This is a genomic window from Streptomyces sp. NPDC017993 (genome assembly GCF_044328065.1).
GTDB lineage: Bacteria > Actinomycetota > Actinomycetes > Streptomycetales > Streptomycetaceae > Streptomyces.
On record NZ_JBIRGO010000002.1, the window covers coordinates 107,714 to 133,534 of the forward strand.

General features: G+C 70.2%; 23 protein-coding genes and 1 tRNA gene. 13 read left to right on the top strand and 11 right to left on the bottom strand.

The genetic code is table 11. The annotated features are described in order from the left end of the window. Nucleotides 1-54: 54 nt before the first annotated feature. Entirely contained in the window at nucleotides 55-660 is a 606-nt protein-coding gene (locus tag ACH4FH_RS03535) for a TlpA family protein disulfide reductase (RefSeq protein ID WP_398554392.1), read from the bottom strand. A 193-nt stretch (nucleotides 661-853) separates the two neighbouring features. On the opposite strand from ACH4FH_RS03535, the gene ACH4FH_RS03540 reads away from it, so the two are divergent. Next, nucleotides 854-1,315 (top strand): hypothetical protein, encoded by a 462-nt coding sequence (locus ACH4FH_RS03540; RefSeq protein ID WP_398554071.1) that lies wholly within the window; start codon nucleotides 854-856, stop codon nucleotides 1,313-1,315. Nucleotides 1,316-1,349: 34 nt separating this feature from the next. On the opposite strand, the gene ACH4FH_RS03545 is transcribed toward ACH4FH_RS03540, so the two are convergent. Together ACH4FH_RS03545 and ACH4FH_RS03550 are read right to left on the bottom strand one after the other, a co-directional pair. Next, nucleotides 1,350-1,685 (bottom strand): hypothetical protein, encoded by a 336-nt coding sequence (locus tag ACH4FH_RS03545; protein ID WP_398554072.1) that lies wholly within the window; start codon nucleotides 1,683-1,685, stop codon nucleotides 1,350-1,352. Between the two features lie 314 nt (nucleotides 1,686-1,999). Further along, nucleotides 2,000-2,932 carry a LysR family transcriptional regulator gene (locus tag ACH4FH_RS03550; RefSeq protein WP_398554073.1) on the bottom strand — a complete coding sequence of 311 codons (933 nt, stop codon included), beginning with the start codon at nucleotides 2,930-2,932 and terminating at the stop codon, nucleotides 2,000-2,002. A gap of 173 nt (nucleotides 2,933-3,105) precedes the next feature. Here ACH4FH_RS03550 and ACH4FH_RS03555 point away from each other — a divergent pair, with 173 nt between their 5' ends. The 3 genes from ACH4FH_RS03555 to ACH4FH_RS03565 all read left to right on the top strand — a co-directional run bounded on the left by ACH4FH_RS03555 (nucleotide 3,106) and on the right by ACH4FH_RS03565 (nucleotide 5,600). Then, nucleotides 3,106-3,933, top strand: a complete 828-nt coding sequence (locus ACH4FH_RS03555; RefSeq protein WP_398554393.1) for an EamA family transporter — start codon at nucleotides 3,106-3,108, stop codon at nucleotides 3,931-3,933. Between the two features lie 158 nt (nucleotides 3,934-4,091). Continuing rightward, nucleotides 4,092-4,691 carry an NAD(P)H-dependent oxidoreductase gene (locus ACH4FH_RS03560; RefSeq protein ID WP_398554074.1) on the top strand — a complete coding sequence of 200 codons (600 nt, stop codon included), beginning with the start codon at nucleotides 4,092-4,094 and terminating at the stop codon, nucleotides 4,689-4,691. Nucleotides 4,692-4,916: 225 nt separating this feature from the next. Continuing rightward, nucleotides 4,917-5,600: a PepSY domain-containing protein gene (locus ACH4FH_RS03565; protein WP_398554075.1), complete on the top strand. Its 684-nt coding sequence runs from the start codon at nucleotides 4,917-4,919 to the stop codon at nucleotides 5,598-5,600. A gap of 157 nt (nucleotides 5,601-5,757) precedes the next feature. On the opposite strand, the gene ACH4FH_RS03570 is transcribed toward ACH4FH_RS03565, so the two are convergent. Beyond that, nucleotides 5,758-6,825, bottom strand: coding sequence for a UDP-N-acetylmuramate dehydrogenase (locus ACH4FH_RS03570; RefSeq protein WP_398554076.1), 1,068 nt, complete (start codon nucleotides 6,823-6,825; stop codon nucleotides 5,758-5,760). Nucleotides 6,826-7,045: 220 nt separating this feature from the next. On the opposite strand from ACH4FH_RS03570, the gene ACH4FH_RS03575 reads away from it, so the two are divergent. The 3 genes from ACH4FH_RS03575 (at nucleotide 7,046) to ACH4FH_RS03585 (ending at nucleotide 11,347) form a co-directional block, all read left to right on the top strand. Further along, entirely contained in the window at nucleotides 7,046-7,636 is a 591-nt protein-coding gene (locus ACH4FH_RS03575; RefSeq protein WP_398554077.1) for a hypothetical protein, read from the top strand. Between the two features lie 1,334 nt (nucleotides 7,637-8,970). After that, nucleotides 8,971-10,695, top strand: a complete 1,725-nt coding sequence (locus ACH4FH_RS03580; RefSeq protein WP_398554078.1) for an alpha/beta hydrolase — start codon at nucleotides 8,971-8,973, stop codon at nucleotides 10,693-10,695. Then, nucleotides 10,688-11,347 carry a hypothetical protein gene (locus tag ACH4FH_RS03585; protein WP_398554079.1) on the top strand — a complete coding sequence of 220 codons (660 nt, stop codon included), beginning with the start codon at nucleotides 10,688-10,690 and terminating at the stop codon, nucleotides 11,345-11,347. Before ACH4FH_RS03580 ends, ACH4FH_RS03585 begins: the two co-directional genes overlap by 8 nt. A 416-nt stretch (nucleotides 11,348-11,763) precedes the next feature. Here the strand turns inward: ACH4FH_RS03585 and ACH4FH_RS03590 are convergent. Both ACH4FH_RS03590 and ACH4FH_RS03595 read right to left on the bottom strand, forming a co-directional pair. Further along, nucleotides 11,764-11,850, bottom strand: a tRNA-Ser gene (locus ACH4FH_RS03590). 42 nt (nucleotides 11,851-11,892) lie between these two features. After that, a complete protein-coding gene (locus ACH4FH_RS03595; protein ID WP_398554080.1) occupies nucleotides 11,893-13,488 on the bottom strand; it encodes a trypsin-like peptidase domain-containing protein in 1,596 nt (531 codons plus the stop codon). A 281-nt stretch (nucleotides 13,489-13,769) separates the two neighbouring features. Between ACH4FH_RS03595 and ACH4FH_RS03600 the strand changes: the two genes are divergently transcribed. After that, complete coding sequence (locus ACH4FH_RS03600) at nucleotides 13,770-14,615, top strand: glycerophosphodiester phosphodiesterase (protein WP_398554081.1); 846 nt, start codon at nucleotides 13,770-13,772, stop codon at nucleotides 14,613-14,615. Between the two features lie 58 nt (nucleotides 14,616-14,673). On the opposite strand, the gene ACH4FH_RS03605 is transcribed toward ACH4FH_RS03600, so the two are convergent. After that, complete coding sequence (locus tag ACH4FH_RS03605; protein ID WP_398554420.1) at nucleotides 14,674-14,799, bottom strand: hypothetical protein; 126 nt, start codon at nucleotides 14,797-14,799, stop codon at nucleotides 14,674-14,676. On the opposite strand from ACH4FH_RS03605, the gene ACH4FH_RS03610 reads away from it, so the two are divergent. Together ACH4FH_RS03610 and ACH4FH_RS03615 are read left to right on the top strand one after the other, a co-directional pair. Then, nucleotides 14,756-15,340 (top strand): ATP-binding protein, encoded by a 585-nt coding sequence (locus ACH4FH_RS03610; protein WP_398554082.1) that lies wholly within the window; start codon nucleotides 14,756-14,758, stop codon nucleotides 15,338-15,340. The genes ACH4FH_RS03605 and ACH4FH_RS03610 overlap by 44 nt on opposite strands. Nucleotides 15,341-15,704: 364 nt before the next feature. Beyond that, entirely contained in the window at nucleotides 15,705-16,676 is a 972-nt protein-coding gene (locus ACH4FH_RS03615) for a DUF5926 family protein (RefSeq protein ID WP_398554083.1), read from the top strand. A gap of 378 nt (nucleotides 16,677-17,054) precedes the next feature. Here the strand turns inward: ACH4FH_RS03615 and ACH4FH_RS03620 are convergent, their stop codons facing one another. Further along, on the bottom strand, nucleotides 17,055-17,717 hold the full coding sequence (locus ACH4FH_RS03620) for a hypothetical protein (protein WP_398554084.1): 663 nt from the start codon (nucleotides 17,715-17,717) through the stop codon (nucleotides 17,055-17,057). A 214-nt stretch (nucleotides 17,718-17,931) separates the two neighbouring features. Next, complete coding sequence (locus tag ACH4FH_RS03625; protein ID WP_398554085.1) at nucleotides 17,932-18,642, bottom strand: bifunctional DNA primase/polymerase; 711 nt, start codon at nucleotides 18,640-18,642, stop codon at nucleotides 17,932-17,934. Between the two features lie 652 nt (nucleotides 18,643-19,294). On the opposite strand from ACH4FH_RS03625, the gene ACH4FH_RS03630 reads away from it, so the two are divergent. Then, nucleotides 19,295-20,863: a PP2C family protein-serine/threonine phosphatase gene (locus tag ACH4FH_RS03630; protein ID WP_398554086.1), complete on the top strand. Its 1,569-nt coding sequence runs from the start codon at nucleotides 19,295-19,297 to the stop codon at nucleotides 20,861-20,863. Nucleotides 20,864-20,980: 117 nt separating this feature from the next. Further along, nucleotides 20,981-22,450, top strand: coding sequence for an aminopeptidase P family protein (locus ACH4FH_RS03635; RefSeq protein ID WP_398554087.1), 1,470 nt, complete (start codon nucleotides 20,981-20,983; stop codon nucleotides 22,448-22,450). 87 nt (nucleotides 22,451-22,537) lie between these two features. Here the strand turns inward: ACH4FH_RS03635 and ACH4FH_RS03640 are convergent, their stop codons facing one another. Together ACH4FH_RS03640 and ACH4FH_RS03645 are read right to left on the bottom strand one after the other, a co-directional pair. After that, nucleotides 22,538-23,170, bottom strand: coding sequence for a TetR/AcrR family transcriptional regulator (locus ACH4FH_RS03640; RefSeq protein WP_398554088.1), 633 nt, complete (start codon nucleotides 23,168-23,170; stop codon nucleotides 22,538-22,540). Between the two features lie 397 nt (nucleotides 23,171-23,567). After that, nucleotides 23,568-24,263, bottom strand: coding sequence for a TetR/AcrR family transcriptional regulator (locus ACH4FH_RS03645; RefSeq protein WP_398554089.1), 696 nt, complete (start codon nucleotides 24,261-24,263; stop codon nucleotides 23,568-23,570). 93 nt (nucleotides 24,264-24,356) lie between these two features. On the opposite strand from ACH4FH_RS03645, the gene ACH4FH_RS03650 reads away from it, so the two are divergent. Next, the gene (locus ACH4FH_RS03650) at nucleotides 24,357-25,811 is read left to right on the top strand and encodes an amidase (RefSeq protein ID WP_398554090.1); all 1,455 of its coding nucleotides are present in this window, start codon (nucleotides 24,357-24,359) and stop codon (nucleotides 25,809-25,811) included. Nucleotides 25,812-25,821 lie beyond the last annotated feature (10 nt).

Sequence of the window (25,821 nt, forward strand, 5' to 3'; positions counted from 1 at the left end):
TCCTCCTATCGGTCAGCTACCGGACTCGACCATCAGCAGGTCCGCCGGGACGGCTCACTTCTCGGCGACCACCGGAGCGATCACCCCGCGCAGCTCGTCCTGCCCCAACGCCCCGAGAGTCCGGGCGGCGGGCCGCCCCTGGCGGTCGAGGACGATGGTCGCCGGGATCGCCTGCACAGGGAGAGTGCCCTTGGGAAAGCGCAGCAGCAGCTTCGCTGTCGGGTCGAACAAACTCGGGTAGGGCGTCTTGTGCCGCTCCTCGAAGCTGACGGCCTGCGCCTTCTCCGCATCACCGACGTTGATGCCCACAAACGCGACCCCCTTGCCTTTGACGGCCTTCGCCACCTTGGCGAAATCGGGCGCCTCGGCGATACAGGGGCCACACGTCGAGCCCCACACATTCAGGACGACGACCTTGCCCTTGTAGTCGGCGATATCCAAGGACTTGCCGCGTGTGGTGCCACCGGAGATGTCGGGAGCCGGCTTCCGGTCGGCCACGGGAATCGCGCCGACTCCGCCCTTCCCCGGCACGTAATCAGCCCGGGAATCCTGGTCGGATGCGCCGCCGTCACAGGCGCTCAGACTCAGCGCCACAACGCCCGCGAGGAGGGCCCTACGCCCGTACCGCGGCACGAATTTGAGGATGCGACAGGCACTCATGAACAGCAGTTTTGCACGAGGTGACAACCACTCTTCATGCGGGTCGGCAGCAACCACTTCGCCCCAACAGGCCGTCCATGACAGGGCCTTCGCCCCTACGCAGGCGAAGCCCGGAACTGACGCCCACCTGCCCCTTCGGAACCCTTCCGGTCGGTGGCACGTCCTCCTGGACATGGAGCAGAAGGGAGAAACCATGAGCGTGTCCACGTACACACGTCGCGCTTTTCGGGCGAGCTGCGTCCTGTTCCCCCTGGCATTCCTCGCATGGGGCGTCACCTCCCTCCTGCCGGCACCTGCCACCAGATCTGCGGAGCAGGTGGAACGGCTGGCATGGATGCACCACGACCAACACAAGCCGGCCCAACGCTTCTACGTCCCGTTGTCCGCGCAATTCAAGGATGGCGTCGCGGTGCTGCGATACCGGGTGAACGGCAGTCAGGATTCCTCCGTACGGGACTTCCTCAAAACGTACGAAATCAAGGCCGAGCCCCAGACCATCACGCGCCTCAAAGCCACCTACAACGACGACACAGGCAAGACCAACCGCCTGGTCACCGTCGTCTACAAGCACCCCGCCGCCCCCGGCAAAGACCCCCGCCCGGACAACGCAACCGCCCGGATAACCGTCACCGCCAAGGCCCCCGCCGACGGATGAGGAATTCAGCGCGCGGTCGCGGGCCGCATGTGGCTCAGCTGGTGAGGTCGAGCTTGAGGAGCGGTCGGAGCTTGCACTTGGCGTGATTCGACCCGTGGCTTCCCTTGAGGAGCGTGTCGCCGACCGGAAGGGGCCGGGTCTCACCGGCGCCCACACGCTCCACGGAGAACACTGCCCCTCCGATGTAGCCACCGGATTCGTCATTGAACACCACGGTGCCGTTGTAGGTGGCAGCACTCCGGGAATTGCCGTTGTGCACGCTCAGTTTGGCCTCCAGCGTGCCGGCCGCGTAGTCCACCTTGCATTCGGTGACGGTGACGTCCGACTCGGGCTCGGTGAACGTCTCGGCCGTCGGCGAGCTGCTGGGCACGACGATCCGCGGCTTCGAGGTGAAAGCGCAACCGCCGGCGCCGGTCAAGGCGACGACTACCACTCCGCAAACGGCTGCGGTACGAACATGACGACGGTTCACGTTGCTCCCCCGAGGTGCCCGGCCGCAGGAGGCCGAGCTGTGTGCGTACACCGGATGGCGTCCGCTGTGTGCCCGGCCGCACGCTCTACGTGTTGTTGACAGGCGCGCGTCAGGCTACAAGCCGGGGGCGCCGAACCCGAATTCCGGGTCGACGAGCGATTGCCCGGAAACCGTGGCTGCCGGTGAGCCCCACCTCGGTCCTTTGCCTCAGATCAACGCCGGCTGTTCACGGAGCCCGAGGCGCTGCGGTCCTCGCGGTAGAGGGCGTTGGCAAGGGCGATAGCGGTGTGGGTGGCGGGGTGGGGGTCGTGGGTCCGCCAGATGAGGTGGACGGGTACGGGCTGCGCGTCGCGCAGGGGGCGGTAGGTGATGCCGTCGCGGCGGTACTGGGCGGCGGTGGCCTGCGCCGTGAGGCCGACGCAGCGGCCGGTGGCGATGGCGGCGAGCCAGTCGTCGATGTCCTGGGTGTACTCGACGGCGGGCTGCTCGTGTGCGGGCCACAGGTCGAGGGTGGTGGTGCCGGTGCGGCGGTCGATGGCCAGGGTGCGGCTGGAGACCTCGTTCAGGCGGATGTGGCGGCGGCGGGCCCAGGGGTCGTCCGAGGCGAGGGCCACATAGCGGGCTTCGTGGCCGATCAGGGCGTGTGACCAGGGGCGCAGGTCGAGGGGGGCGCGAACGACGGCGAGGTCGCACAGCCCTTCCGCGAGGCCGCCGGTGGGGGTGTTGTGGCGGATGAGGCGTAGTTCGGTCTCGGGGTGCTGGTCGTGCCAGCGGCGCTGGAATTCGGTGGTGTGGTGGCCGAAGGCGGACCAGGCGTGGCCGATGTGGAGGCGGTTGTGGCCGGTGGTGGCTTCGCGGACGAGTTCGTCGGCCCCGGTGAGCAGGATGCGGGCGCGGGCGAGGACCTGGACGCCTGCGGTGGTGGGGGCGACGCTGCGGCTGGTGCGGTGCAGCAGGCGCACCCCGAGGAGCTGTTCCAGGGCGGCGAGGGTGCGGGAGACCGCGGCCTGGGAGATGCCGAGCTGCAGAGCGGCGTCGGTGAAGCTGCCGGTGTCGATGATGGCGACCAGGCACCGCAGGTGCTTCAGCTCCAGCGTCGCCGCGCTCTCCCGCTTCGCCTGCGCGTTCTCCCGTTCCGCATCCATACGCTCAGCGTATAGGAGGCCGCGTGAATGCATTTTGCGTATCGAGGTGAGGCTTCCATCGTGGGGATATGCACCTCGACTCCGCTCCCTCCCCAGCCGTTCTGCCTCAGGCCGCCGCGTCCGCCGGTTCCGCCGCTTCCCGGCAGTCGGGGCGATGGGGCGGGGTGACGCTGATGCTGGGGAGCGGCCTGTCCAACCAGACGGGGGCATCGATCGCGGCGCTTGCGTTCCCGGTGCTCGGCCCGGCCGGGGTGGTGGCGGTGCGCCAGTGGGTGGCCGCCGTCGCGCTGGGGGTCGTGGGCAGGCCGCGGCTGCGGCAGTTCACGGCGGCGCAGTGGCGCCTGGTTTTGGGGTTGGCGCTGGTGTTCGCCGGGATGAACCTGTCCCTGTACGCGGCGATCGAGCGGATCGGGCTCGGCATGGCGGTCACGCTGGAGTTCCTCGGCCCGCTGACCGTGGCCCTGGCCGGCTCCCGCCGCCGCCTCGACCTGCTCTGCGCGGCGGCGGCCGCGGGCGCGGTGGCGGTGCTGATGCGGCCCACGCCCTCCACCGACTACACGGGCATCGGCCTGGCGCTGCTGGCCGCGCTGTGCTGGGGGTGCTACATCCTGCTCAACCGGGCCGTCGGTGTCCGGCTGCCCGGTCTGGAGGGTTCCGCCGCGGCCGCGGCGGTCTCCGGCGCCCTCTACCTGCCGGTCGGCGCGTGGGTGCTGTGGCAGCACCCACCCACGGTCGCGGCGCTGGCCTGCGCGCTGGCGGCCGGGGTGCTCTCCTCCGCGGTGCCGTTCCTGGCCGACCTGCTGGCCCTGCGCCGGGTCCCGGCGCACCTGTTCGGGGTGTTCATGAGCGTCAACCCGGTCTTCGCCGCCCTGGCCGGCCTCGCTGTGCTCGGCCAGCACCTCGATGCCCTCGCCTGGCTCGCCATCGCGGTGATCGTCGGCGCGAACACCGTCGCCGTGACCACCGCGCACCGTCCCACCGCCCGGCGCAGCACCACATGAAGGTCCTGATCGTGCACGCGCACCCCTAGCCCGCCTCCTTCAACTCCGCCTGAAGGACACCGCCGTGGCCACCCGCACCGCCCAGGGGCACGAGTGGAGGTCAGCGACCTGTACGGGATGGGGCTCAAGGCGATCCCCGACGCCGACGACTTCGCCGTATGCGCAAGGACCGCGACCGGCTCCAGGTCGATGTGGAGCAGGAGCACCAGTACGACACCGGCACGTACCCGCCGGATGTGGCCGCTGAGCAGGCCAAGGTCGTCCGGTGCGACCTGATGATCTTCCAGTTCCCGATCTGGTGGTTCTCCATGCCCGCGATCCTCAAGGGGCGGGTGGAGCGGGTCGTGGCCCGTGGCTTCGCCTACGGCGGTGGCCGCAAGCACGCCAAGGGCGTCTTCCTCGGCCGCAAGGCCATGGTCAGCTGCACCACCGGGACCTCGGCCGACACCTACGCCCCCGATGGCGTCGAAGGCGATATCCATCACCTGCTGTGGCCGGTCAACAACGGGATCTTCCACTACCTGGGCTTCACCCCGCTGCCGCCGTTCATCGCCTTCGCCCCTCGCCCGGCCGACGAGTCCGAACGCAAGGACCTCCTCGACGCCTACGCCGAACGCCTGCGCACCATCGAGACCACCGAGCCCTTGCTCATGCATCCGCGCGAGGACTACGGACCCGACCAGCGCCTCCTGCCCACCGTAGAAGCCCGCAGCGGCTTCCAGCGGAACCCTCGCACCGGCCGGACCCCCGCGAAGTAGCAGCCGGGCACACCCCGGCAACAGCGTGACGGACAAGGGGGGTTCGCCCCGCTGCCGAGAGCATTCGGAGGAGGCCCTTCGCCCGTTCCCGGTCCGCACCTGAAGAGCGCTTCAGGTACTTCAGGCTGTGTTCAGGTTCCGATCGGCACTGTGGTGAATGTCGGAAGGGCGCGACAGGGCCCGCCGACCGAACCACACCGCAACACGATCCGGAGGAACGTCCCCATGAAGGCCACCGCCAAGCGCACGCTCACCCCCCGCGCCGTCGTCCTCGCCACGGCTGCCGCCGTCGCACTGATCGGCAGCACGGGTGCCGCGACCGCTTTCGCGGACGACGACGCCCCGGCCCCGCACTCCTCGGTCCAGCTCTCCCAGAGCGAGCGTCACCTGGACGACACCGCCAAGGACCGCGCGCAGGTCAAGGCCGACAAGATCAGCCAGTCCGAGGCCACCGCCAAGGCCCTCAAGGCCGTCCCCGGCACCGCGACCTCCGCCGAACTCGACAACGCGGACAGCAACGGCTCCCTCATCTGGGAGGTCGACGTTCTCGGCAAGGACCACAAGAACCACGACGTCACCATCGACGCCGGCAACGGCAAGGTCCTGAACAAGCACACCGACCGCGACGACGACGCCGCCCAGGACGCCGCCGAGACCCAGGCCCTGGTCAAGGCCGACAAGATCGGCCACGACAAGGCCATCGACAAGGCCCTGAAGGCCGTCCCCGGCACCGTCGTCTCCTACAGCCTCGACGACAACGACCGCAACGGCTCCGCCGTCTGGGAGGTCGACGTCCTCGGCAAGGACCACAAGAGCCACGACGTCACCATCGACGCCGCCGGCGGCAAGGTCCTCAACCAGCACGTCGACCAGGACGACCAGGGCGACAACGACGGCGACGACGACTGATCCGGTCATCAGGCCGCCTGCCTGAAGCTCCCCCAGAGCCCGAAGGGGCCGCGCCCGCCACTGTCCGGCGGACGCGGCCCCTTCGTCCGTTCCGGACGCCCCCACCGAGCAGCGCAGTTGCCATGGCGCCTGCTGCCCCCGTGCCGTCGTGACCGGCTCAGCCGGCCACGTCCTCTTCCTCAGGCCAGTCGCCGAGAAAGTCGACTTCCGGCGTGAGCCGCACGCCGGTGCACTCCAGCACCCGATTGACGACGACATCGATGGCTTCGGTGAACCCCGCCGCGCTCGCACCCTCGTCGGCCACCAAGGTGTGGTGCAGGGACGAGACGCGCACCCCCTCGGCAATCGGGCCGCCGAGGGCGAAGCCCGCCCGCCGGATCAGCCAACTCGCACTCACCCTGGCCGAGCCGTCGGGGAAGCGGTTGATCGACGCGCCCTCGTCCCGCAGCCGCCTGGCCTGGGCCGGGGTCAGTTCGGGGCTGAAGAAGACGCTGCCGACCGACCGCCGGTCCGCGCCGGAGCACCCCAACACCATGCCCTTGCCCCTCCGGACGGCCAGCACCGCTCGGGCCGCTTCGATCGGCGGCACCCGGCTGCCGACCGGCACATCGAGCCGATCGGCGACCACGCGGTAGGTGAGGGGAGCGCAGAGCGCGGACTTCCGCAAGGCGAAGACCAGCGTCAGCAGGGTCCATCGGCCGGCCCCCTTGAAAATGCTGGTGCGATGCCCGAGCCCACAGGCCGCCGCGCCCAGCGTGACGCGTCGGCTCAATACCCAGTCCCACGCCGTCACTTCGACCAACGTCTCGGAAATCTCCTGCCCGTACGCGCCGACGTTCTGAACGGGCGTGGCACCGACGGTCCCAGGAATGCCCACGAGCATCTCCATACCGATCAGCCCACGCCGAACGACGGTGTCGACCAGTTCGTGCAAGGAGTGGCCGGCCTGCACCTCGACCAGGGTCCGCCCGTCGGCCACCTCCCCCATGAACCGGACGCCCTGCGTGTTCATCCGCAGCACCGGCGACGAACAGCCCGCGTCGGAGACCAGCACATTGGTGCCGTCCCCCAGACAGGTCGGCACGCCCGGGAAGTCTGCGGCGAGTGCGACGAACTCGGGTAAGTCGGCCAGGTCTTGAAGATCGACGAAGACCGCCGCCGGGCCGCCGATCCCCAGGGTCGTCTTCCGGGCAAGCGGTAACCCGTGCGTCACTCGCATGGACATCGCGTCCCCCCAGTGGTGTTGAGCGTCTGGTGTTGAACGTCTGGTGTTGAACCTTCCGTTGCGGCCCGGCCGGTCTCCGACAGCGATGTCGTCGGCGGCAAGCGCACTGCCCAGCGTCACTGCACCGCATTAGCCGTCCGTTAGTCGAACGCCAACCCGATCTTCGAAGCTGGTGATCGTCCGGGAGCGAAACGAGAGAACAGAGCAACAGGAGTACACGATGAACACCGCCACCAACCGCCTCCGCGGCCGCGCCGGCCGCCGCTTCGCCGCCGCCATCGTCGCCGCGGCGGCACTGGGCCTGGGGGCAACAGCCTGTGGACCGGACTCCGGGACTGCGGGCGCCGCCGGCTCCTCGGACTCTTCGACCGCGTCCGACTCGCAGCACGCCTCGGACCAGCCCACGGGCGGCTCCTCCTCGGACAACTCCGGCTCGCAGGGCCAGGACGGCGGCAAGTCCACCACGGCGCCGTCCGCCACCGCCGGGGGTGGCGTCGCCGAGGCCGGTAACCACCGCACGATCGTCGGCACGCTGGAGTACCTCGCGCCCGGCAAGCTGATCGTCAAGCCCGAGGGCGGCGGCACGGATCAGGCGTTCTTCGTCGCCAACGCCACAAAGATCCTCGGCGCGGCCTCGATCTGCTCCGACGACCCCGGCAGCGTGTCCCTCGGCGACGACGGCTACGGCACCTCGAAGTGCACCGTGGACCAGTTGGAGAAGGCCGCGAAGACCGGCAGCGTGACCGTCCGCGTCACCATGAACCCCAAGTCCGGCGCCGGCGAGACGGTCGAGGAGAAGTACCACCCGTAGGCCCGCGCACCACGCGCCACCGCCACGCGCCACGCGCCACGCGCACCCGGAGCCTTGATCGAGCAGGAGCCGGGGGCGAAGCGCCTGCCATTCTCGAAATCCGGGCCCGCCGCCGGCCCGAACGCCCTGACCCGTGGCGGGATATGGGCGACCCGAGGTGAGACAGAACGAACGCACCGAAGGGTGCCCGATCCACTCGGGCACCCTTCGGTGCGTGGAGGGCCGCCACACATCGATACCGCCCACTCATGGCCGGCCTCCCCCTCGATGAGCAGTCCTCAGCAAGCGCCGAATCGCGAATCGACGGCCGACAACTCGGCTCGCCGTCCCAACGCTTCGGCGCAATGGTGGCGATGGTCGCCCCGGGGGACGGTCGTGCGTGAGTTGCGCCGCGGCCGGCTTCGACGAGCACCCGGCATCGGCTGGCCACGCCCTGTGCGCACACCGATCCACAGTTGATCAAATCGCTGTAAAGTACACCCCGGCGCATCTAAACCACTGATAATTTACGGTAGTTGGACCTACACGCACCGGAACTCACACAGCAGCTTCACCACGGGGGACGAAGGACAGTGAGCGGTACCACAGAGATAGATCCGAGAGCGTTACGCTCGGCAGCAGCACCCGCCTCAGACATGAAGTCCGGTATGAGCACGGGACGCAAACAGCTGGAATCCGGACACCACGGAATCATGGCGAGTGGCCAGGGATTCACCTACCTCACGCAAGTCCAGCTGGCCCTTGAATCCTGGATGGGACGTCTGGACGACATAGGCAAAGAGAGCGGCGAGATATCCGAGCTGCTCAAGGCCACCGCAAAAAGCCATGAGAGTAACGACGAATCGGTCGCGCAAAGCTTCAGCGCACCAGCGTCCGGAATCGACGGGGGCTCGGGGCAGGTCCACACCAAGCCCGCCCATACCGCCATGGCTCCCGGCCTCATCGGGTCCGAGAATTCCACCACGCCGGTCCGTACGCGTGAGGAATGGACGGCCGATGAGATGCAGAATGCCAAACCGGCCGCTGGGGGCGTGTACCAGGACCCGCGAGAGGCCATTCGCATCCCCTCCGTAGAGGGTGGCCCAGGTCCGCGCCCGGAGAGCAGCATCCCCTCGGTAGAGGGCGGCCGAGGTCGGGACGCAGGCATCAGCATCCCCTCCGTAGAGGGCGGCCCAGGCCGGAACCAAGGCATCAGCATCCCCTCCGTAGAGGGCGGCCCAGGCCGGAACCAAGGCATCAGCATCCCCTCCGTAGAGGGCGGCCCCGACACAGAGGGCTCTCTCGGCAGGTCGATCTCCCGTCCCAACCCGTTCGGTTGATGCCCCATGGTCACGATGCGCCAGCTGCAGAGCTACAAGTCCGAGCCCAGCCATAGGGCCAGTGAAGAGTGGGGCGTCATGATGAGCCGCTGCTCGAATTACATGGACTGGGTCGATACCGTCATCCGCCGCCCCCTCCAAGGCTCCTGGAAAGGCCGCGACGCCAACGCCGCACAGGGCCGCATGGACAGGCTGGGACAGAACTTCCAGTACGCCGCCCAGCAGACCAGCCTCATCCGCACAGCCCTGGACGGCGCAGCGACCGGGCTGGCGGCCGAGCGCCGCAAGCTCATCGAGGCACTGGAGGAGGCCGAGTCCCGCAAGTACACGGTGCATGACGACGGCACCGTCGAATATTCCGGCGAGGGCACCGACGATCCCCACGCGGGCGGAAACACCGGCCCGGACCCCAATATCCACTGGGCCCAGGAGATCCAGGAACACATCACCCAAGCGGTGAAGAGGGCCACCGAGATAGATCAGGAGTACGCAAGCACAATAAACCGCCTCCAAACAGGCCGCGGACTGACAATCGACGACCGCATGTGGCTCGACGCGGCCCGCGACTCCAAGGCGGTCAGGAAGGCCGCCGGCCGTGATCTGGGGCTCGACTCCATTCCCAAGAAGGGAACGAAGCCCAAGGACGTCAATTCCTGGTGGCGGGGCCTCAGCCACGAGGAACAGCAGGAGTACCAGGCCCTCTACCCGGGGCAAATCGGCGCGCTCGACGGAATCCCCTCAGACGTCCGTGACGAGGCCAACCGCGGCCGCCTGCGTCAGTCCCATGCCGACACGCAGATGAAGCTCAACCAGCACCTCCAGGACGAGCCGGACAAGTGGATAGCTATCGACCAGAGCGTCCGCAGGCCGAACCCGGAGTGGGAAGAATGGGACGAGAAGCGGAAAACCCTTCAAGGGCTTTCCGACGGCACCGACGCCATCCAGTCGAATCTGGACAAGGGTGGCGAGAAGGGCCTGCCGGACGGGTATCTCCTCGGCTTCGATGACAAGGGGATCGGCCGCGCGATCGTCGCCCGCGGCAATCCGGACACCGCCGACCACACCGCCGTCTACGTCCCTGGTACCGCGACCAATGTCCCCACCATCGGAGGCGACCTCGACCGCTCCGACGCGCTGTGGCGGGAGACTTCGAAACTCAGCGAGGGCCAGAAGGTCTCGACCGTCACGTGGCTCGGTTACGAAGCGCCCCAGGAGATCATGGGTGACGCCAGGGAGAGCGACAAGGCGAACGCAGGCGGGCCACTCCTGAATCAATTCATCGACGGCACCCGCGCCACCCACGACGGCGACTCCCCCAGCCATACGACGCTGGTCGGCCACAGCTACGGGTCCGTGGTGATCGGCTCGGCAGCACGGCAGGGAGACGTCCACGCCGACGACATCGTGGTCGCAGGGAGCCCCGGGATGCAGGTCGGCCGGGCCAGCGAACTGGACGTGGACAAGGGCCACGTCTGGAACGAGACAGGCACCAACGACTGGGTCCCCGAACTCGGCGGCGCCACACCTCATGCCCCCCGCGAGTGGCGGTGGTGGGGCGAGTACGACGGGGTGACCCCGGACCAGGATCTGTTCGGCGCGAACCAGATGGAGACCGACACCAGCAGCCATACCGACTACTGGAATTACAAGGACGAGGCGCAGACGGACCCCTCAGAAAGCCTCCGCAATCAAGCCCGCGTGATCGCGGGCCAATATGACGAGGTGTCACGAGATGACTGAGGCGCTTCAACGCTACCGACGCAGGCTTCCCGCACCACGACTGGCGTGCGGTCTCCTGCTCGCTCTATTGCTCAGTGGATGCTCACTGTTCGGCGGAACCGACGCGGAGGACCTGCAGACCATGAAGCCCGAAGCGGCAGAGCAGACGGCCGGCGAGGTCTCTCACGGCCTCCTCGAACTCACCGCCGTTCGCGGCCAGACGGGCTCGCCCGGCGCTCTCATCACGACCATCGACAGCGCGGAGAACACCTTCCACACGAATGACGCGTGGTCGATCGCCGATGCCTCACCCGACGAGCTGCGCAGCGGCATGAAAAGGCTCGTCGACAAGATGCCTGCGGCGGGCTGGGAGATCGAGAGTTACGAGCCTGCGAACTCCGAGGCCAAGCAGCCTCAGCTTCGAGCCGTACACGAGAAGACCGGATACAAGGTCTTCGCCGAGCTGCTGATCAGGAGCGAACGCAAGAACGCGAACCGCCACCCGAGCGCATCGCGGAAGGATCTCATCAGCTTCACCGTCACCTCCCCGGCCTACCAAGCGCCCGGAGGGACAAAAATCGACGACCACGCCTACGCCCCAACAGCGCCGCAGGTGGTGGCGGAGCAGCTCCCCGGCGCCACGCCCCATCCCGGCTCCACCCCATTCGGCTGACCTCCGATACCCCTCATCGGTCGGCCTTCAGGGCCGAATGTCGCTCGCAAAGGATCAGCCATCTTTGCGGCTCATGGGCAGGCGCCAAGTGCTCCCGCTCGTCACGGCCATCTCGGTCGTGGACGGCACGGCTCAGCCCCGACGTCGGGTCCGTCGGGGCTGCCAAATCCACTGCGCTGGGTTCGGATGCACCATGCGCCCGGTCTGGCAACAGCACCCCGCCAGGCCGCGCGCACCGGGCACGCAGCACGACGTGTGACTGCGTTGTGAGTTCAGGGCCGCATTCGCTGACGTTTGCCTGGGTGCATGGCCGTTCTCCGGCCCCGGGAAACCCGCAGCGCGTACGGCCGTGAACGCAAAAGGGGTGCCCGATCCCCTCGGGCACCCCTTCTGACCAGCTAGTTCGCTGACCTCGGCGGAGGCTGTGGGATTTGAACCCACGGTGGCGTTGCCGCCACGACAGTTTTCAAGACTGTTCCCTTAGGCCGCTCGGGCAAGCCTCCCCGCGACACCGGCGGGCGGTGTCGCGGGATCAGCCTAGCGCGTCACTTGTCGCCCGTGCGCTGCCCGAGGGTTACTTCGGCCGTCTGCTCCTTGCCGCCGCGCTTGTAGGTGAGGGTTACCTGGTCCCCGGGCTTGTGCTGCCAGATCTCGCTGATCAGGGTGGGGCCGCTGTCGATCACCGTGTTGTCGAGCTTGGTGATGGTGTCGCCCGGCTTCAGGCCCGCCTTGGCGGCAGGGCCGTTCGGGGTCACCGCGTCGGAGCCGTCGTTGCCCGTCTGGGCGATGGTGGCGCCGTTGCCGGTGTCCTTCATGGCGACCTGGACGCCGATCTGCGGGTAGATCGGCTTGCCCGTCTTGATGAGGTCCTGGGCGACCCGCCGGGCCTGGTCGATGGGGATCGCGAAGCCCAGGCCGATGCTGCCGGACTGCTGGGGCTCGCCCATGCCGCCGCCGCTGCCGGCCGACTGGATCGCGGAGTTGATGCCGATGACGTTGCCGCCGGCGTCCATCAGGGGGCCGCCGGAGTTACCGGGGTTTATCGATGCGTCCGTCTGCAGGGCGCTCATGTACGAGGCGCTGGTGCCGCCGCCGTCGCTGGAGGCCACCGGGCGGTCCTTGGCGCTGATGATGCCGGTGGTGACCGTGCCGGAGAGGCCGAACGGGGCGCCGATCGCGATCGTGGCGTCGCCGACCCGGACGTTGGAGGACTTGCCCAACGGCAGAGGGTTGAGCGCGGCCCCCGAGGCGTTCTTGAGCTTGACGACGGCGACGTCGTAGCCCTGGGCCCGGCCGACGACCTCGACGTCGTACTTCTTGCCGTTGGAGAACGTCGCGGTGAGCTTGCCGCCGCCCTCGGCCGCGCCGGCGACGACGTGGTTGTTGGTGAGGATGTGGCCCTGCTTGTCGTAGATGAAGCCGGTGCCCGTGCCACCCTCACCGGTCGCACCCTGCGCCTCGATCGTCACGACGCTGGGCAGCGCCTTCTGCGCTATCCCCGAGACCGAGGTGGGTTTGCGGTTCAGCGCCTCGGGGTCGCCGGATGCGGTCACCGTCGTCGAGGTGCCGTCGTCGCGGCCCGCGGCCCAGAAGCCGATGCCGCCGCCGACTCCGCCCGCGACCAGCGCGGCGGCCAGGACGGCCGCGATCAGTCCGCCGTTGCGCTTCTTGGGCGGCCCACCGGGCGTGCCCCAGGGGTCGCCGCCCCCGTAGGGCGGCTGCGTGCCCCAGCTGCCGCCGGACGAGCCGTGTCCGGCCGTCGCGTAGGCGGGAAGCGGGGCGCTGGGCTCACCCGGGGCGCCGGGGGCGCCGGGACCGGTGGCGTGCGGATGCCCCCAGCCCGGGGCGCCGGAGGCAGACGATCCGCCGGGCGTCGTCGGCATCCGGGCCGTGTCGGACGCTGCGCGGTCGGCACCCGGATACGCGGCCGCCGGCATACCGCCACCAGGGGCACCGTGGGCACCGGCGGCGTTCGGTGCGAAGTCCGGCGGCGGGGGCGCCGCGGGAGGAGCGGACGGCGCGGGCGGGGCATCCGGAGTCTGGGCGCCGGAGGCGGACGCGGGGGCGCTGTCCGATGCCTGCGGCCCCGTCGGCGGCTTGGCCTCCGACGGGCCGGGGGCTCCCTCGTTCTCGGTGCTCACAGCTCTCTCCTCAGCTTCACGACTGTGCCGGCCGACGGCCCGGGGCCTCGTCCGGTTCCTTTGTCCACAGGGATGCGGAACCTGGTACTCCAGGATTGGGGATCCCGGCGATACAGGCGAGTCTCGGTCTCCCAGCCTTTCCCACGCCGCGTCAGGACGCCGTAAGCCGAGGCTGTGACTGTGACCTCATCCTTTATGCCGGACAAAACCGGCGCATCCTCGGTAGTGCGCATCACCCACCGGCCGGGCGGCCCGGAGGTGGTGGGTGGCACGATAACGCGGTGACCTATGCACGCCCCGCCCAGGACGCCCGTCCGGGTCCTTCCGCCATTTCTGTCGTAGCCCATCGAGGTGCCTCCGAGGAGGCTCCGGAACACACGCTTGCCGCCTATCGCAAGGCGATCGAGGACGGCGCGGACGCGCTGGAGTGCGACGTCCGGATGACCGCCGACGGCCAATTGGTCTGCGTCCACGACCGGCGGGTGAACCGCACCTCCAATGGCCGCGGTGCCGTCTCCGCCCTGGAACTCGCCGACCTGGCCACGCTCGACTTCGGCTCCTGGAAGGCCGGCCCGGACGACACCGAGGCCCCCGACCGCCAGCACGAGGACCCCGAGCGCACCTCCGTGCTGACCTTGGAGCGGCTGCTGGAGCTGGTCGCCGACGCCGACCGGCGGGTCGAGCTGGCCATCGAGACCAAACACCCGACCCGCTGGGCCGGTCAGGTGGAGGAGCGGCTGGTCGAGCTGCTCGGCCGGTTCGGGCACACGAAACCGGCCATGGCCACCGATCAGCCGCCGGCGGTCCGCGTCATGAGCTTCTCGGCACGCTCCCTGCACCGCGTACGCGCCGTCGCGCCGGACATTCCCGGCGTCTACCTCATGCAATTCCTGACCCCGCGCTTCCGCGACGGCCGGCTGCCGCCCGGGGTGGGCATCGCGGGCCCGGGCGTACGGATCCTGCGCGCGCACCCCGACTATGTCGAGAAGGCGCATCGCGCGGGCCATCGCGTACACGTCTGGACGGTGAACGAGGAGGCCGACGTCGAGTTGTGCCGCGAGTTGGGCGTCGACGCAGTTATTACAAATCGCCCTAAACAGGTACGTAAGCAACTCGGCTTTAGCTAAAGGTCATCACAGGGTGTGCACCGGCGCATTCGGCCTGTATCCGATTGTGTCGAGTGCGTCACTGCATGTCGTCTGGCCGGTTTCCGGTCCAGTCCATTGGGGCATTCATCCCGTGGCGTGGGGCAAAGGAGGTCTCGGGGGTGACGTTGGTGGTGGCACAAGAGGTGCCGACGTCGTCGATCATGGCCGTACCCCATGGTGCAGTGGGTGTAGGCATGGCCAGGCGGCGCATGCGAGAAGAGCTGTTGGCAAGTGGAGTTCAGGACACGGTCGTCGATGACGCGGTCCTTATCCTTTCGGAACTACTGAGCAATTCGTGTCGGCATGCGCGTCCGATATACGAGAACGGCTCACCGGATTACGTAACGGACCCCGCGGACCCCTTTTCCTCCGGGTCCATCCGGGCCTCGTGGCAGATCGACGGACACGGCAGACTGACCGTCGCGGTCACCGACGGCGGCGGCCCGACCCGACCGATTCCGGCCACTCCGTCAATAACAGCGCGTGGCGGCCGAGGTCTGGCGATCATCAGGTCGCTCGCGAAGGACTGGGGAGTCCGCGAATCCGTTCCGGGCGAGGTGACGGTCTGGGCCGTCCTCACCCTGGCGGACGCCTTCGCCACACGTCTGGACCTGTCATCCGCGCTACCGCCCTCACTCGTGGCGGGACTTGCCTCCGGCCTGCCGCCGGAACTGGCCTTCGCGGACTTCGACGACCCGATGTAGCACGCCTGCCCCGGAGTCGTCGGGCGCGCGCGTCCGTCCCGGAGTGCCGGTCCGTGTGGCTCCGCACACCGCGCAGCCACACCGCGCAGCCACACGCAGAGGACGCGGGACGTTCACAGGACGCAGCGCTGTACGCGCACAGGGGCACACGTTCGCCTGACCACCCCTGCCGTACGGCCCGCCAGACTCCGAGCCGGTACGACAGGGCACCGGCGATTGCTCCTTCCGAGGGAGCCCGCGAGCGGCAACTCCGGTGTGGACGCGCCCGCCTGACGGCTCCCGCACACCCACGGGCGGCCCGGCTCCTCTAGGCTCGCGCCGAAACGCGTCCGTACGCCCAGGAACGACCAGGAGACACCGTCGCATGGCCAAGAAGCGCCGCCCCCAGACCCAGGCCGCAGCACACGGCACAGCCGCCGATGGGAACTACCCGGTCGTCGGCGCCCGGGAGCCCTGTCCGTGCGGCTCCGGCCGCCGTTACAAGGCCTGTCACGGCCGGAACGCCTCGCACGCCGTCACCGAGCTGGTGCAGCGGCCCTTCGAGGGCCTGCCCGGCGAATGCGACTGGGTGGCGCTGCGCGAGCTGGTGCCCGCCGCCACCGTCGAGCTGACCCTCAAGGACGGGCTGCCGGAGGGCGTCCCGTCCGTGACCCTCGCGACGGTGCTGCCGATGGCCTGGCCCGCGCTGCGCCGCGACAACGGCACCGTCCTGCTCGGCCTGCAGAACGACACCGCCTCCGGCGACATCAGCCGCGACCTCGCGGACACGCTCCAGCGGGCGCTGGCCGCCGAGCCCGGCACTCCGGTCACCTCCCGCCGGCCCTCCGCCGACGGACCGCGACTGCAGGATCTGCTCGACCCGGGCGCGGCTTTCGAGCCGACCGTGCACAGCGGCTTCGAGTTCTGGGTGGAGGACGCCGAGAACGCCACCGGTGATGTCGCCGCCTCCCTGGAGCGGGCCAACGCCGCGGCCATCCCGACGGCCCGGATCGCCGGCCTGGAGGGGGCGTACTGGTGCGAGGCCCCGGAGAAGAACCACCTGCGCTGGGTGACGTCCTACCCGGAGGAGCAGCTGCTGGACGCGCTCGCCCGGCTGCACGCCGCGGGCACCGCCTCGCTCGGCGAGGGCACCCGTCTCGTGGGCTCGTTCCGGGCGCACGGCCTGGTCGTGCCGGTCTGGGACCTGCCCTCGGCGATGACTGCCGAGGAGGTCGCGGGGCCGGCCGCCGCGTTCGCCGAGCGGCTCACGAAGGCGCTCGCCTCGGACGCTCCGCTGACCCCGGAGGAGCGCAGGTCGCGTGGCGGGCTGACCAACCGCCAGGTCACCCTGAGCTGATCGCGCGGCTCCGGGCGCCTGGGAAGTGAGCCCTGTCACAACTCCCTTACCAGCCGGTAAATAGGCGTCCGGAAATCCACGATCGAATTTGCGAACCGCCGATCTCTTGTTACGGTTCTAAAAGCCCGGTCGCTGGTGCATCCCCCGTCGCCAGCGACCGGGCGTTTCCATGCCCGGAGCCGGACGTCCTTCCCGGCCGGGCCGCCTCGCGGCCGCCGTGCCCGCCCCTGCGCCGCACCGCTGCACTCGCCGCGTGAACCCCCGTCCGATCGCCGGGGGATTGCCTGTCGGCACGCTCGGAGCCGACGCCGCCCGTCCGCGCTTCCCGGCCCGGCGGCCTCCTGATCACCGCTTTCACCGGCCCGGATCGGTGCCGCGCTACGCGGAGTTGCTCCCCGTGCGCAGCAGCAGCCGCTCGCCCGTCGCGTCGGCGAACTCCGCGACCGCGCCGTACGGCACCCCGCGCTTGTACACGGTCGCGCCGGTCGGCGTCTCGCACATCCCCGGCTGGTCCGCCACCGCCACCGCGCAGTGCACCTGGAGGGTGCTGTCGTCCGGCCGCAGCAGTGTCAGCACGGCGCGCAGCGGGTCACCCGTACGGTTGCGGTAGTACGTACGCGCCCAGGTCAGGCCGTCCTCGGCGAGCACACAGGTCTGCGCCTGGACCCGCTGGGGAGAGGTGAGTTCGGGGCCGCAGCGGGAGATGCGCCGGTCGTCGGAGAGCAGGGGCAGGCCCAGGTCGGCGAGGGCGCCGTCGCGGGCGTCACGGTTCGCGGCGGAGCCGGGATCGCCGCTGTCGCTCAGGGCCCGGGACCCGGCGGGCTTCCCGGCATGCCCGGTCTTTCCGGCCTTTTCGGCGTGCACGGAATGTCCCGACTCGCCGGGCGGGACGGCGTCTTCGGCCGTTTCGGCCCGCGCGCCCGGCGTGAGGGTGCCCGCCGGGCCTGCGGTCGCCGCGGCCAGCGGGATGGCGATGGCTGCAACGGCTGTGCCGGCGAGCGCGATCATGCGGAGCTTCGGGGCGCGCTGCAAGGGGACCACCTGCGATTGATGTGCCACCGGTGGCGGCTTGACGGTCCGCCGAACCTACCGGGAGGTGGGGGTGGTCCCCGGGCCGCAGACACCCGTTTCCCGTAGTGGTCCGCGCCGCTCACACCCGGACGGGTGAACCGCCCGCGTGTTCTTTCCGGCCATGCCGCTCAACTCTCGCGGCACGGCCCGGCCCGGATGTGGTCCGGATGGCGTCCGGCACGCGTCAGTACGCGAGCCGGCTGCCCCCGTCGGGTGCGCTGGTGCTCGCCGTGACCAGCGCGTCGACGATCGTGGCGACCTTCGGCAGCCAGGGCGCGGCCGGGGTGGCGGCCGGCGGCCGCTCCCAGTGCACCGCGCCGGCACCGATCTGCGACGGCGGGAGCATCACATAGCCGCCCTCGCCGTGGAAGCGCAGCGAGCTGGGCACCCAGTCCCGGGAGTGCAGCAGCTCGCCCAACTCCGGGAGGTCGTACGGCGATACGAGCAGCGACCAGCGGGTGGGCGTGGCCACCACGGGGCCGAGGCGGACGCCGAAGTGGTCCAGGGCCGCCAGCGCGCGGGCGCCGGCGACGGCGGGCAGGCTCACCGCGCAGGGCGCGCTGCCGCCGGTGGCCAGCACGATCGGGGCGTCCGGGCGGTTCGTCCACCACCAACGCACCATTCGCGCGTCGGTCGTGGCCGCCAGGAGGCCGGGGTCGAAGGGGTGCGCTCCGGGCACCACACAGTCGGGGTCGGGACAGCTGCACTCTCTTGCGCCCCGCTCTCCGAGGCCGAGCCGACCGCCGGCCGACTGCCGGCCTCCGGACCGCATTCCCACACCCGGGAGCACCGGCCACTGCCACTCGGTGGCGCAGTGGAGCGCCGCACCGAGCAGTGCCGACCTTCCGCCGCGCCGAAACAGGGGCTTGCGTCGCCTTCCGAGGATCTCGCGCATGAGCGCTCGTTCCTTTCCGTTAACGCCGAGGGCTATGTCCATCGCACTACATACCGGTTCATGCCGCTATGTGGCGTTTCATGCGACCTGGTCAAGCAACCCGGGGTCGAACACGCCACGTGGATCATTGGTCACCGCGTGTACAAAAGCAGCGCATCACGCCGTACGCCGAGCGTGGAACGTGGCGGGGGGTGGCGCGCGCATGGCGCTTGCTGTGCGGTGGTGCAATCCCGCCACTCGGGAGTGCGTCGCGGTCGTCGTCGTGTGAGACGTCCGCGCCCGCCGGAGGGTTCCGGTGCGGCCCCAACTGGCCCCGCACCTTTCCGAGTACGTACCCGCCACTGTGGATATGACGCGCTGTCGATCGCCGCCAGTCGACCTCAAATTGACGGTTGGGGGGCTATTTTCAGGCCAATCTACAGACCTGGTTGACACCGCAAAGCCCTTCGGGACAATGCTGGACATCACGTCGTCGGTGCGTGTAGATGTGGAGACATTGATAGCGGAGCAGCATGACATGGGGGTTTGCAATGCTATTGAGGAAATTGAGCGGTCGAACAAACCGCACAACATCACTCAACAAAACGCTTCACTCCCAACCAAATTCTGCTCTGACCTGCGGCAATACTAGATACAACGATAGCCGCCGGCCATGACCTCCTCCCACGTGCCGAAAGTGGCTGGAATCGAACCAGGACTTCCCACCCCCGCGCACACTGCCGATCCGCTTGCCGCAAACGGCGCGGATTCCCCGGATACCTCAGGCTCTTCAGCGGCCTCCGAGGCCGCCGCGGATGCCCGCTCGGACGCCGCCGGCGACCTCACACCGGACATCTCGCCCGTCGATCAGCTCGCCGCCGTCCAGGACCGGCTCGCCGGCTGGCTCTCCGACCTCACCACGCTGCACGACCTGACCGAACAGCTGGCCCGCACCCGCACCTTGGAGGAAGCCCTCCACGAGATGCTGCGGGCCGGCGCCTCCCTGGTCGGCGCGCGGCGCGGCCTGGTCGTCCTCGAACCGGCCGACGGCCTCGGCCCGGAAACCTCGCTCGGCCTCGGACTCGGCCACGCGGACATCGGCCACATCGAGACCATCCCGCGCCGTGCCCTGTCGTACGCGCGGATACTGGACGGCCTGCCCGAGCCGGGCGCGGGCGACGACGTCCGCACGGGAGGCGACGCCGACCCCCGTACCGAGATCGCCGAACCCGACATCCCCGGCGAGAAGGACCTCGACCCCCGCCTGCGCGAGGTCGCCGCCCGCCTCGGCTACGCCGCCAGCTACGCCGTCCCGATCACCGCCGACCCGATCGGCAGGATCGGCGCGGCCGTCTGGCTCTACGACGAGCCCGCCGAGCCCACCGAACGGCAGCGGCACCTCATCGGCCTCTTCCGCGCCCACGCCTGCGAACACCTCGCCCGGCTCCTCGAACTCCACCGCAGCCAACAGGTGGCCCGGACGCTCCGCGAGGAGTTGCTGCCCAGCCGGCTGCCGCGGGTACCGGGCGTACGGCTCGCGGTACGGCACAGCACCGGCCCTCGCGGCGGCGGTGACTGGTACGACGCGCTGCCGCTGCCGGACGGCGCGCTGGGCCTGGCCGTCGGATCGGTCACCGGCTCAGGACCGAGTGCGGTGGCCGCCATGGGACGGCTGCGCGCCTCGCTGCGCGCGTACGCGGTCATGGAGGGCGAGGATCCGGTCGCGGTGCTCTCCGACCTCGAACTGCTGCTGCGGCTGACCGAGCCGGCCCGCAGCGCCACCGCCCTGTTCGCCTACGCCGAGGCGCCGCCCGGCGCCCCTGGCGGACCGCCCGCGCCCCCCGTGCCGGCAGGCACCCCCGCCCCCCGCAAGCTGGTGCTGGCCGGGGCCGGCCACTGCCCACCGTTGATCATCGGCGATACGCGCACCGAGTTCGTCGAGACCTCGCTGTCCGCACCGTTGGGCATGCTCGCCTGCTGGGAGGCGCCGAGCGTGGAGATCGGCCCGGCACCCGGCGAGACCCTGCTGCTCTACAGCGACGGTCTGCTGCACCGCACCGGCGATCCCATGGACCGCGCCTTCGCCCGGCTGCACGCCGCGGCCGCGGGCGTACCCAAGGGGAGCCGCCACGACCCGGACGCGGTCGTCGACCACATCCTGCGCACGATGCTCCCGCAGGGCCTGGACGAGCCCGACTCGGAGGAGGACGTGGTGCTCCTGGCCGCCCGCTTCGACGGCTAGCCGGGGCGGCCGTGGACCCTATGGCCGGATCGCCGGAGAGGTCACACCTTCCTGCCCCTGGACCGCATTCGATCCGCACATACGATGGAAGGCGGTTCAGTCTTAATAGGAGGCATCGTGACCGACGAGCTCACACCGGAGACCCCGGACGAGGACGAGCAGCCGATCAAGCAGCGCAAGAACGGCCTGTACCCGGGCGTGTCGGACGAGCTCGCGGAGTCCATGAAGAGCGGCTGGGCGGACACCGAGCTGCACGACCTGCAGCCGATCGAGCAGGCCCCGAACGCCGCACGGCGTCGGGCCGCCCTGTCCGCGCGCTTCCCCGGCGAGCGCCTGGTGATTCCCGCGGGCAACCTCAAGACCCGCTCCAACGACACCGAGTACGACTTCCGCGCGTCGACGGAGTACGTCTACCTCACCGGCGACCAGACCGACGACAGCGTCCTGGTCCTTGAGCCGCGTGCCGGTGGCGCCGAGGGCCATGACGCGACGATCTACCGCCTGCCCCGCTCCGACCGCGAGAACGGCGAGTTCTGGCTCAACGGCATGGGCGAGCTGTGGGTCGGCCGCCGCAACAGCCTCCAGGAGTCCGAGGCGCTGCTCGGCGCGCCCTGCAAGGACGTGCGCGAACTCTCCGAGGCACTCACCGAGGCCACCGGCCCGGTCCGCGTCGTGCGCGGGCACGACGCCGGCATCGAGGCCGCGCTGACCGACAAGGTCACCGCCGAGCGCGACGAAGAGCTGCGGGTGTACCTCTCCGAAGCACGCGTGATCAAGGACGAGTTCGAGATCGGCGAGCTGCAGAAGGCCGTCGACTCCACCGTCCGCGGCTTCGAGGACGTCGTGAAGGTCCTCGACAAGGCCGAGGCGACCAGCGAGCGCTACATCGAGGGCACGTTCTTCCTGCGCGCCCGCGTCGAGGGCAACGACGTCGGCTACGGCTCCATCTGCGCCGCGGGCCCGCACGCCACCACCCTGCACTGGGTCCGCAACAACGGCGAGGTCCGCTCCGGCGACCTGCTGCTGCTGGACGCCGGCGTGGAGACGAACAGCCTCTACACCGCGGACATCACCCGCACCCTGCCGATCAACGGCCGCTACACCGACCTTCAGCGCAAGATCTACGACGCGGTGTACGAGGCCCAGGAAGCGGGCATCGCGGCGGTCAGGCCCGGCGCGAAGTACCGCGACTTCCACGACGCGTCGCAGCGGGTGCTCGCCGAGAAGCTCGTCGCCTGGGGGCTCGTCGAGGGCCCGGTCGAGCGGGTACTGGAACTGGCACTGCAGCGCCGCTGGACCCTGCACGGCACCGGCCATATGCTCGGCCTGGACGTCCACGACTGCGCCGCGGCCCGCACCGAGGCGTACGTCAACGGCACTCTGGAGCCCGGCATGGTGCTGACCGTCGAGCCCGGCCTGTACTTCCAGGCGGACGACCTGACGGTGCCGGAGGAGTACCGCGGCATCGGCGTCCGGATCGAGGACGACATCCTCGTCACCGAGGACGGCAACCGGAACCTCTCGGCCGGCCTGCCGCGCCGCTCCGACGAGGTCGAGTCCTGGATGGCCGGCCTGCTCGCGAAGTAGACGGGCGGCAGCACGCCCGTAGCCGCGCCACAGACGGCCGGTGGCCCCTTCTGGGGACCACCGGCCGTCGTGCGTCTCCCGAAGGGTTCAGTCCGCCCTCGGCGGCGTGCCGCCCTTCCTCGCGTAGGCGCCCGCGCGGACCGCCGCCCAGACCGCGGTTGCCGTGGACTCGGCGACGGCGGGGTCGACGGGCCGGCGAGCGATCAGGATCCGGTAGTAGAAGGGCGCGCCGAGGGCCGACATCACCTCCTCCGGGTCCGTGTCCGCGGGCACCTCGCCACGCTCGACGGCCCGCTGCACCATCCGGCCCGCCAGCCGCAGCCGGGCGTCGAAGAAATCCCGCAGCACCGTGGCGGCCTGGGGGTCACGGCCCGCGGCGGAGACCACCGCTTCGATCATGCTCTGCATCCGCGCGTCCGCGTAGAAGGCAGCGATCGAGCGGGCGAGCGTGCGCAGGTCCCCGGGCAGCGTGCCGGTGTCGGGAAGCGGCACCTCGGCACTCAGCTCCGTCAGCAGCTCACAGACCACGCCCTCGACGCTGCGCCAGCGCCGGTAGAGCGTCGCGGGATGCACGCCGGAACGCTGCGCGATCTTCTCCATCGTGAGGGAGGCGTACCCGCCGGAGCCCAACTCCTCGAAGACGGCGGCCATTACGGCCTGCCGGGTCCGGGCCGTGCGGCCTCCGGGCCGGCTCTCGCCCGGGGGTTGGTGCGCTGTCACGGCGGCTCCGTATTGCAGTGCAGGTTCACGCCAAGTATTGTCCGAACAAGATTAACGCGAGCAACTTCGCGTTAATCCTGGTGCGCGCCGGTCTCGCAGGCCCAGGGGACGCCGCGGGGGAGGTCCTCTCGTTGCGAGACCGCGCTGCTCACCTTCCACCGGAAGTGATTTCCGGCCAGCTTTCCGCGGCCGATGTTCACTCCGGGACTGCCCTTCGGCCCGGGTTGCACGCCTCCGTGCGCGGCGATCCGCCGTATCCGGCCGCCCTGGCGCTCAACCTCCGCACCGCTGACGGGCTTTGACGCTGCGTCATGCCGTTGACCGCCTCACGCGACGACACGGCGGGGGCGGCACCTCGCAGCGGACCACGGGCGCCCGGTCGGACTGCCCTCTGCGGCTAGGCATCGGGGGTGCCCGCAGGGTTGGCGGTGAGGGCGGGCCGGGCGTCCCCGTCGCCCTCCTGGGGCGGATGCTGCGCGAGCGCGGTCCAGGAGCGCAGAAGCAGGTCGAAGGCGTCGACGACGACGTCGCCCGGGATGCCCTCAGGGGCCAGCAGGCGCTGGATGAGCAGGCCGTCCTCCAGGGCATGGACGATCAGGGCGAGGAACGCGGGGTCTGCGGGCGATTCGACGCCGCGGGCGGCGAACGCCTGCTCCAGACCGCCGGCATGGGCATCACGGGCGAGGAGTTCACGTTCGGCGAGCAGGGGACGCAGCTCCTCGTTCCGCAGCGCGTGCAGGACGAGTTCCATGCGCAGGGCGAGCCATTCGGGCAGGTGGCGAGCGCGGTCGCGGTTCCAGGCCCGGAGCCGGTCGAGGGCGTCGGCGAAGGAGGTGGCGCCCTGGGTGAGGGCACGGACCTCCTCCAGTTCGCGGCGCGTGCGGTGCTGGAGCAGCTCGGCGACGAGAGCGTTCTTGTCCTCGAAGTTCCCGTAGAAGGCGCCGCGGGTGTAGCCGGCGCGCTCGGCGATCTGCTCGACGGATGTGCCGTTGACTCCGCGTTCGACGAACAGCTCGGCGGCGGCGGCCAGCAGGCGCTCACGGGTCTGCTGTCGGCTCTCTTCGCGGGTCAGGCGCTTGCGTTCGGGGCTCACAGCGACATCCTACGGCGCACCCCGGCTGAAATATTCAGTTCCGTATCCAGATCCATGTCTGTATCTTGGTTGTCGGAGCGAGGGGAGAGCTCGATGGAGAAGACCGAGAAGACCGAACTGTGGGCGCTGGAGGCGTCGGAGCTGGCGGAGCTGATGGCATCCGGAGAGGTGTCCGCGGCGGAGGCCGTGGAGGCACACCTGGAGCGGATCGCCACGGTCAACCCGCGGGTGAACGCGGTGACCCGGCTGCTGGAGGACAGCGCCCGGCAGGCGGCGCGGGAGACCGACCGGCGCCGGGCCGCCGGAGAGCGGCTGGGCCCGCTGGCCGGGGTGCCGTTCACGGTGAAGGAGAACATCCACGTCGCCGGATCGGCGACGACGCACGGCGTGCCGTACTTCCGCGACCGGGTGGCGCAGGCGGACGCTCCCCCGGTGCGGCGACTGCGCGCGGCCGGGGCGATTCCGATCGGGCGCACCAACATGCCCGACCTGGCGATCGCCGGAGTGCACACGGTCAGCCAGCTGTTCGGGGACACCGTGAACCCATGGGACCCGCAGCGGACACCCGGCGGCACCAGCGGGGGTGACGCGGTCGCGGTGGCTACCGGCATGGCGGCGCTCGGCCTGGGCAACGACTCCGGCGGATCGGTGCGCAACCCGGCGACGTTCAACGGCGTCGCGGGGCTGAAGCCGAGCTATGGGCGGTTCCCCGCCGACCACCGGATGAACGACCAGGAGCCGGTCCTGGGCCACCAACTCTTCCCCGTGGACGGGCCGCTGGCCCGGTCGGTGGCAGACCTGCGGGCGGCCTACGAGGTGCTGGCAGGGACCGACCCGCAGGACCCTCGGGCGGTCCCGGCCCCGCTGTACGGGCCGCGGCCGGACGCGCCGGTGCGGGTCGGCGTGGTCACCGACCCCGGCGGCCGGGGCGACGTCCACCCGGACGTGCGCGCGGCGATAGAGGCGGCGGCAGCAGCCCTGGAGGACGCCGGACACCCCGTCGAGGAGGTGGAGGTACCGCACCTGCAGGACGCCCTCGACGGCTACGGCGCACTGCTGCGGACCGAGTTCACCCTGGCCTGGCCCGTGCTCAGGCGACTGCTCACCGACGACAGCGCCCGCCACATCGAGCTGGACACGCAGCGCCACCCCGCCGTCGGCCTGGAGGAGTACATCCGGCAGACCGGCGTACGCCTCGGCGTCCAGCGCGCCTGGGCCCGCTTCTTCGAGCGCTGTCCGCTGCTGCTCGGGCCGGTGTCCACGCAGCCGGCGCCGGCGCCCGTGGTGCCACGGACCCCGGAGGAGCGCGACGCGATGATGACGCCGATGCGGCTGCTGACCGCGACGACGTATGTCGGGGTGCCGGCCGTGGCCGTGCCCACCGGACTCGCGGCCGGGCTGCCGCAGGGCGTCCAGGTCGTGGCGGGGATGTACCGCGAAGACCTGTGCCTGGACGCGGCACAGCGGATCGAGGAGCGCCTCGGCGTACTCGCCCCGCTCGATCCGCGCCCGCACCGGTTCGACGGAGCGGAGAGGGTACGGGGGTAGCGGGGTAGGG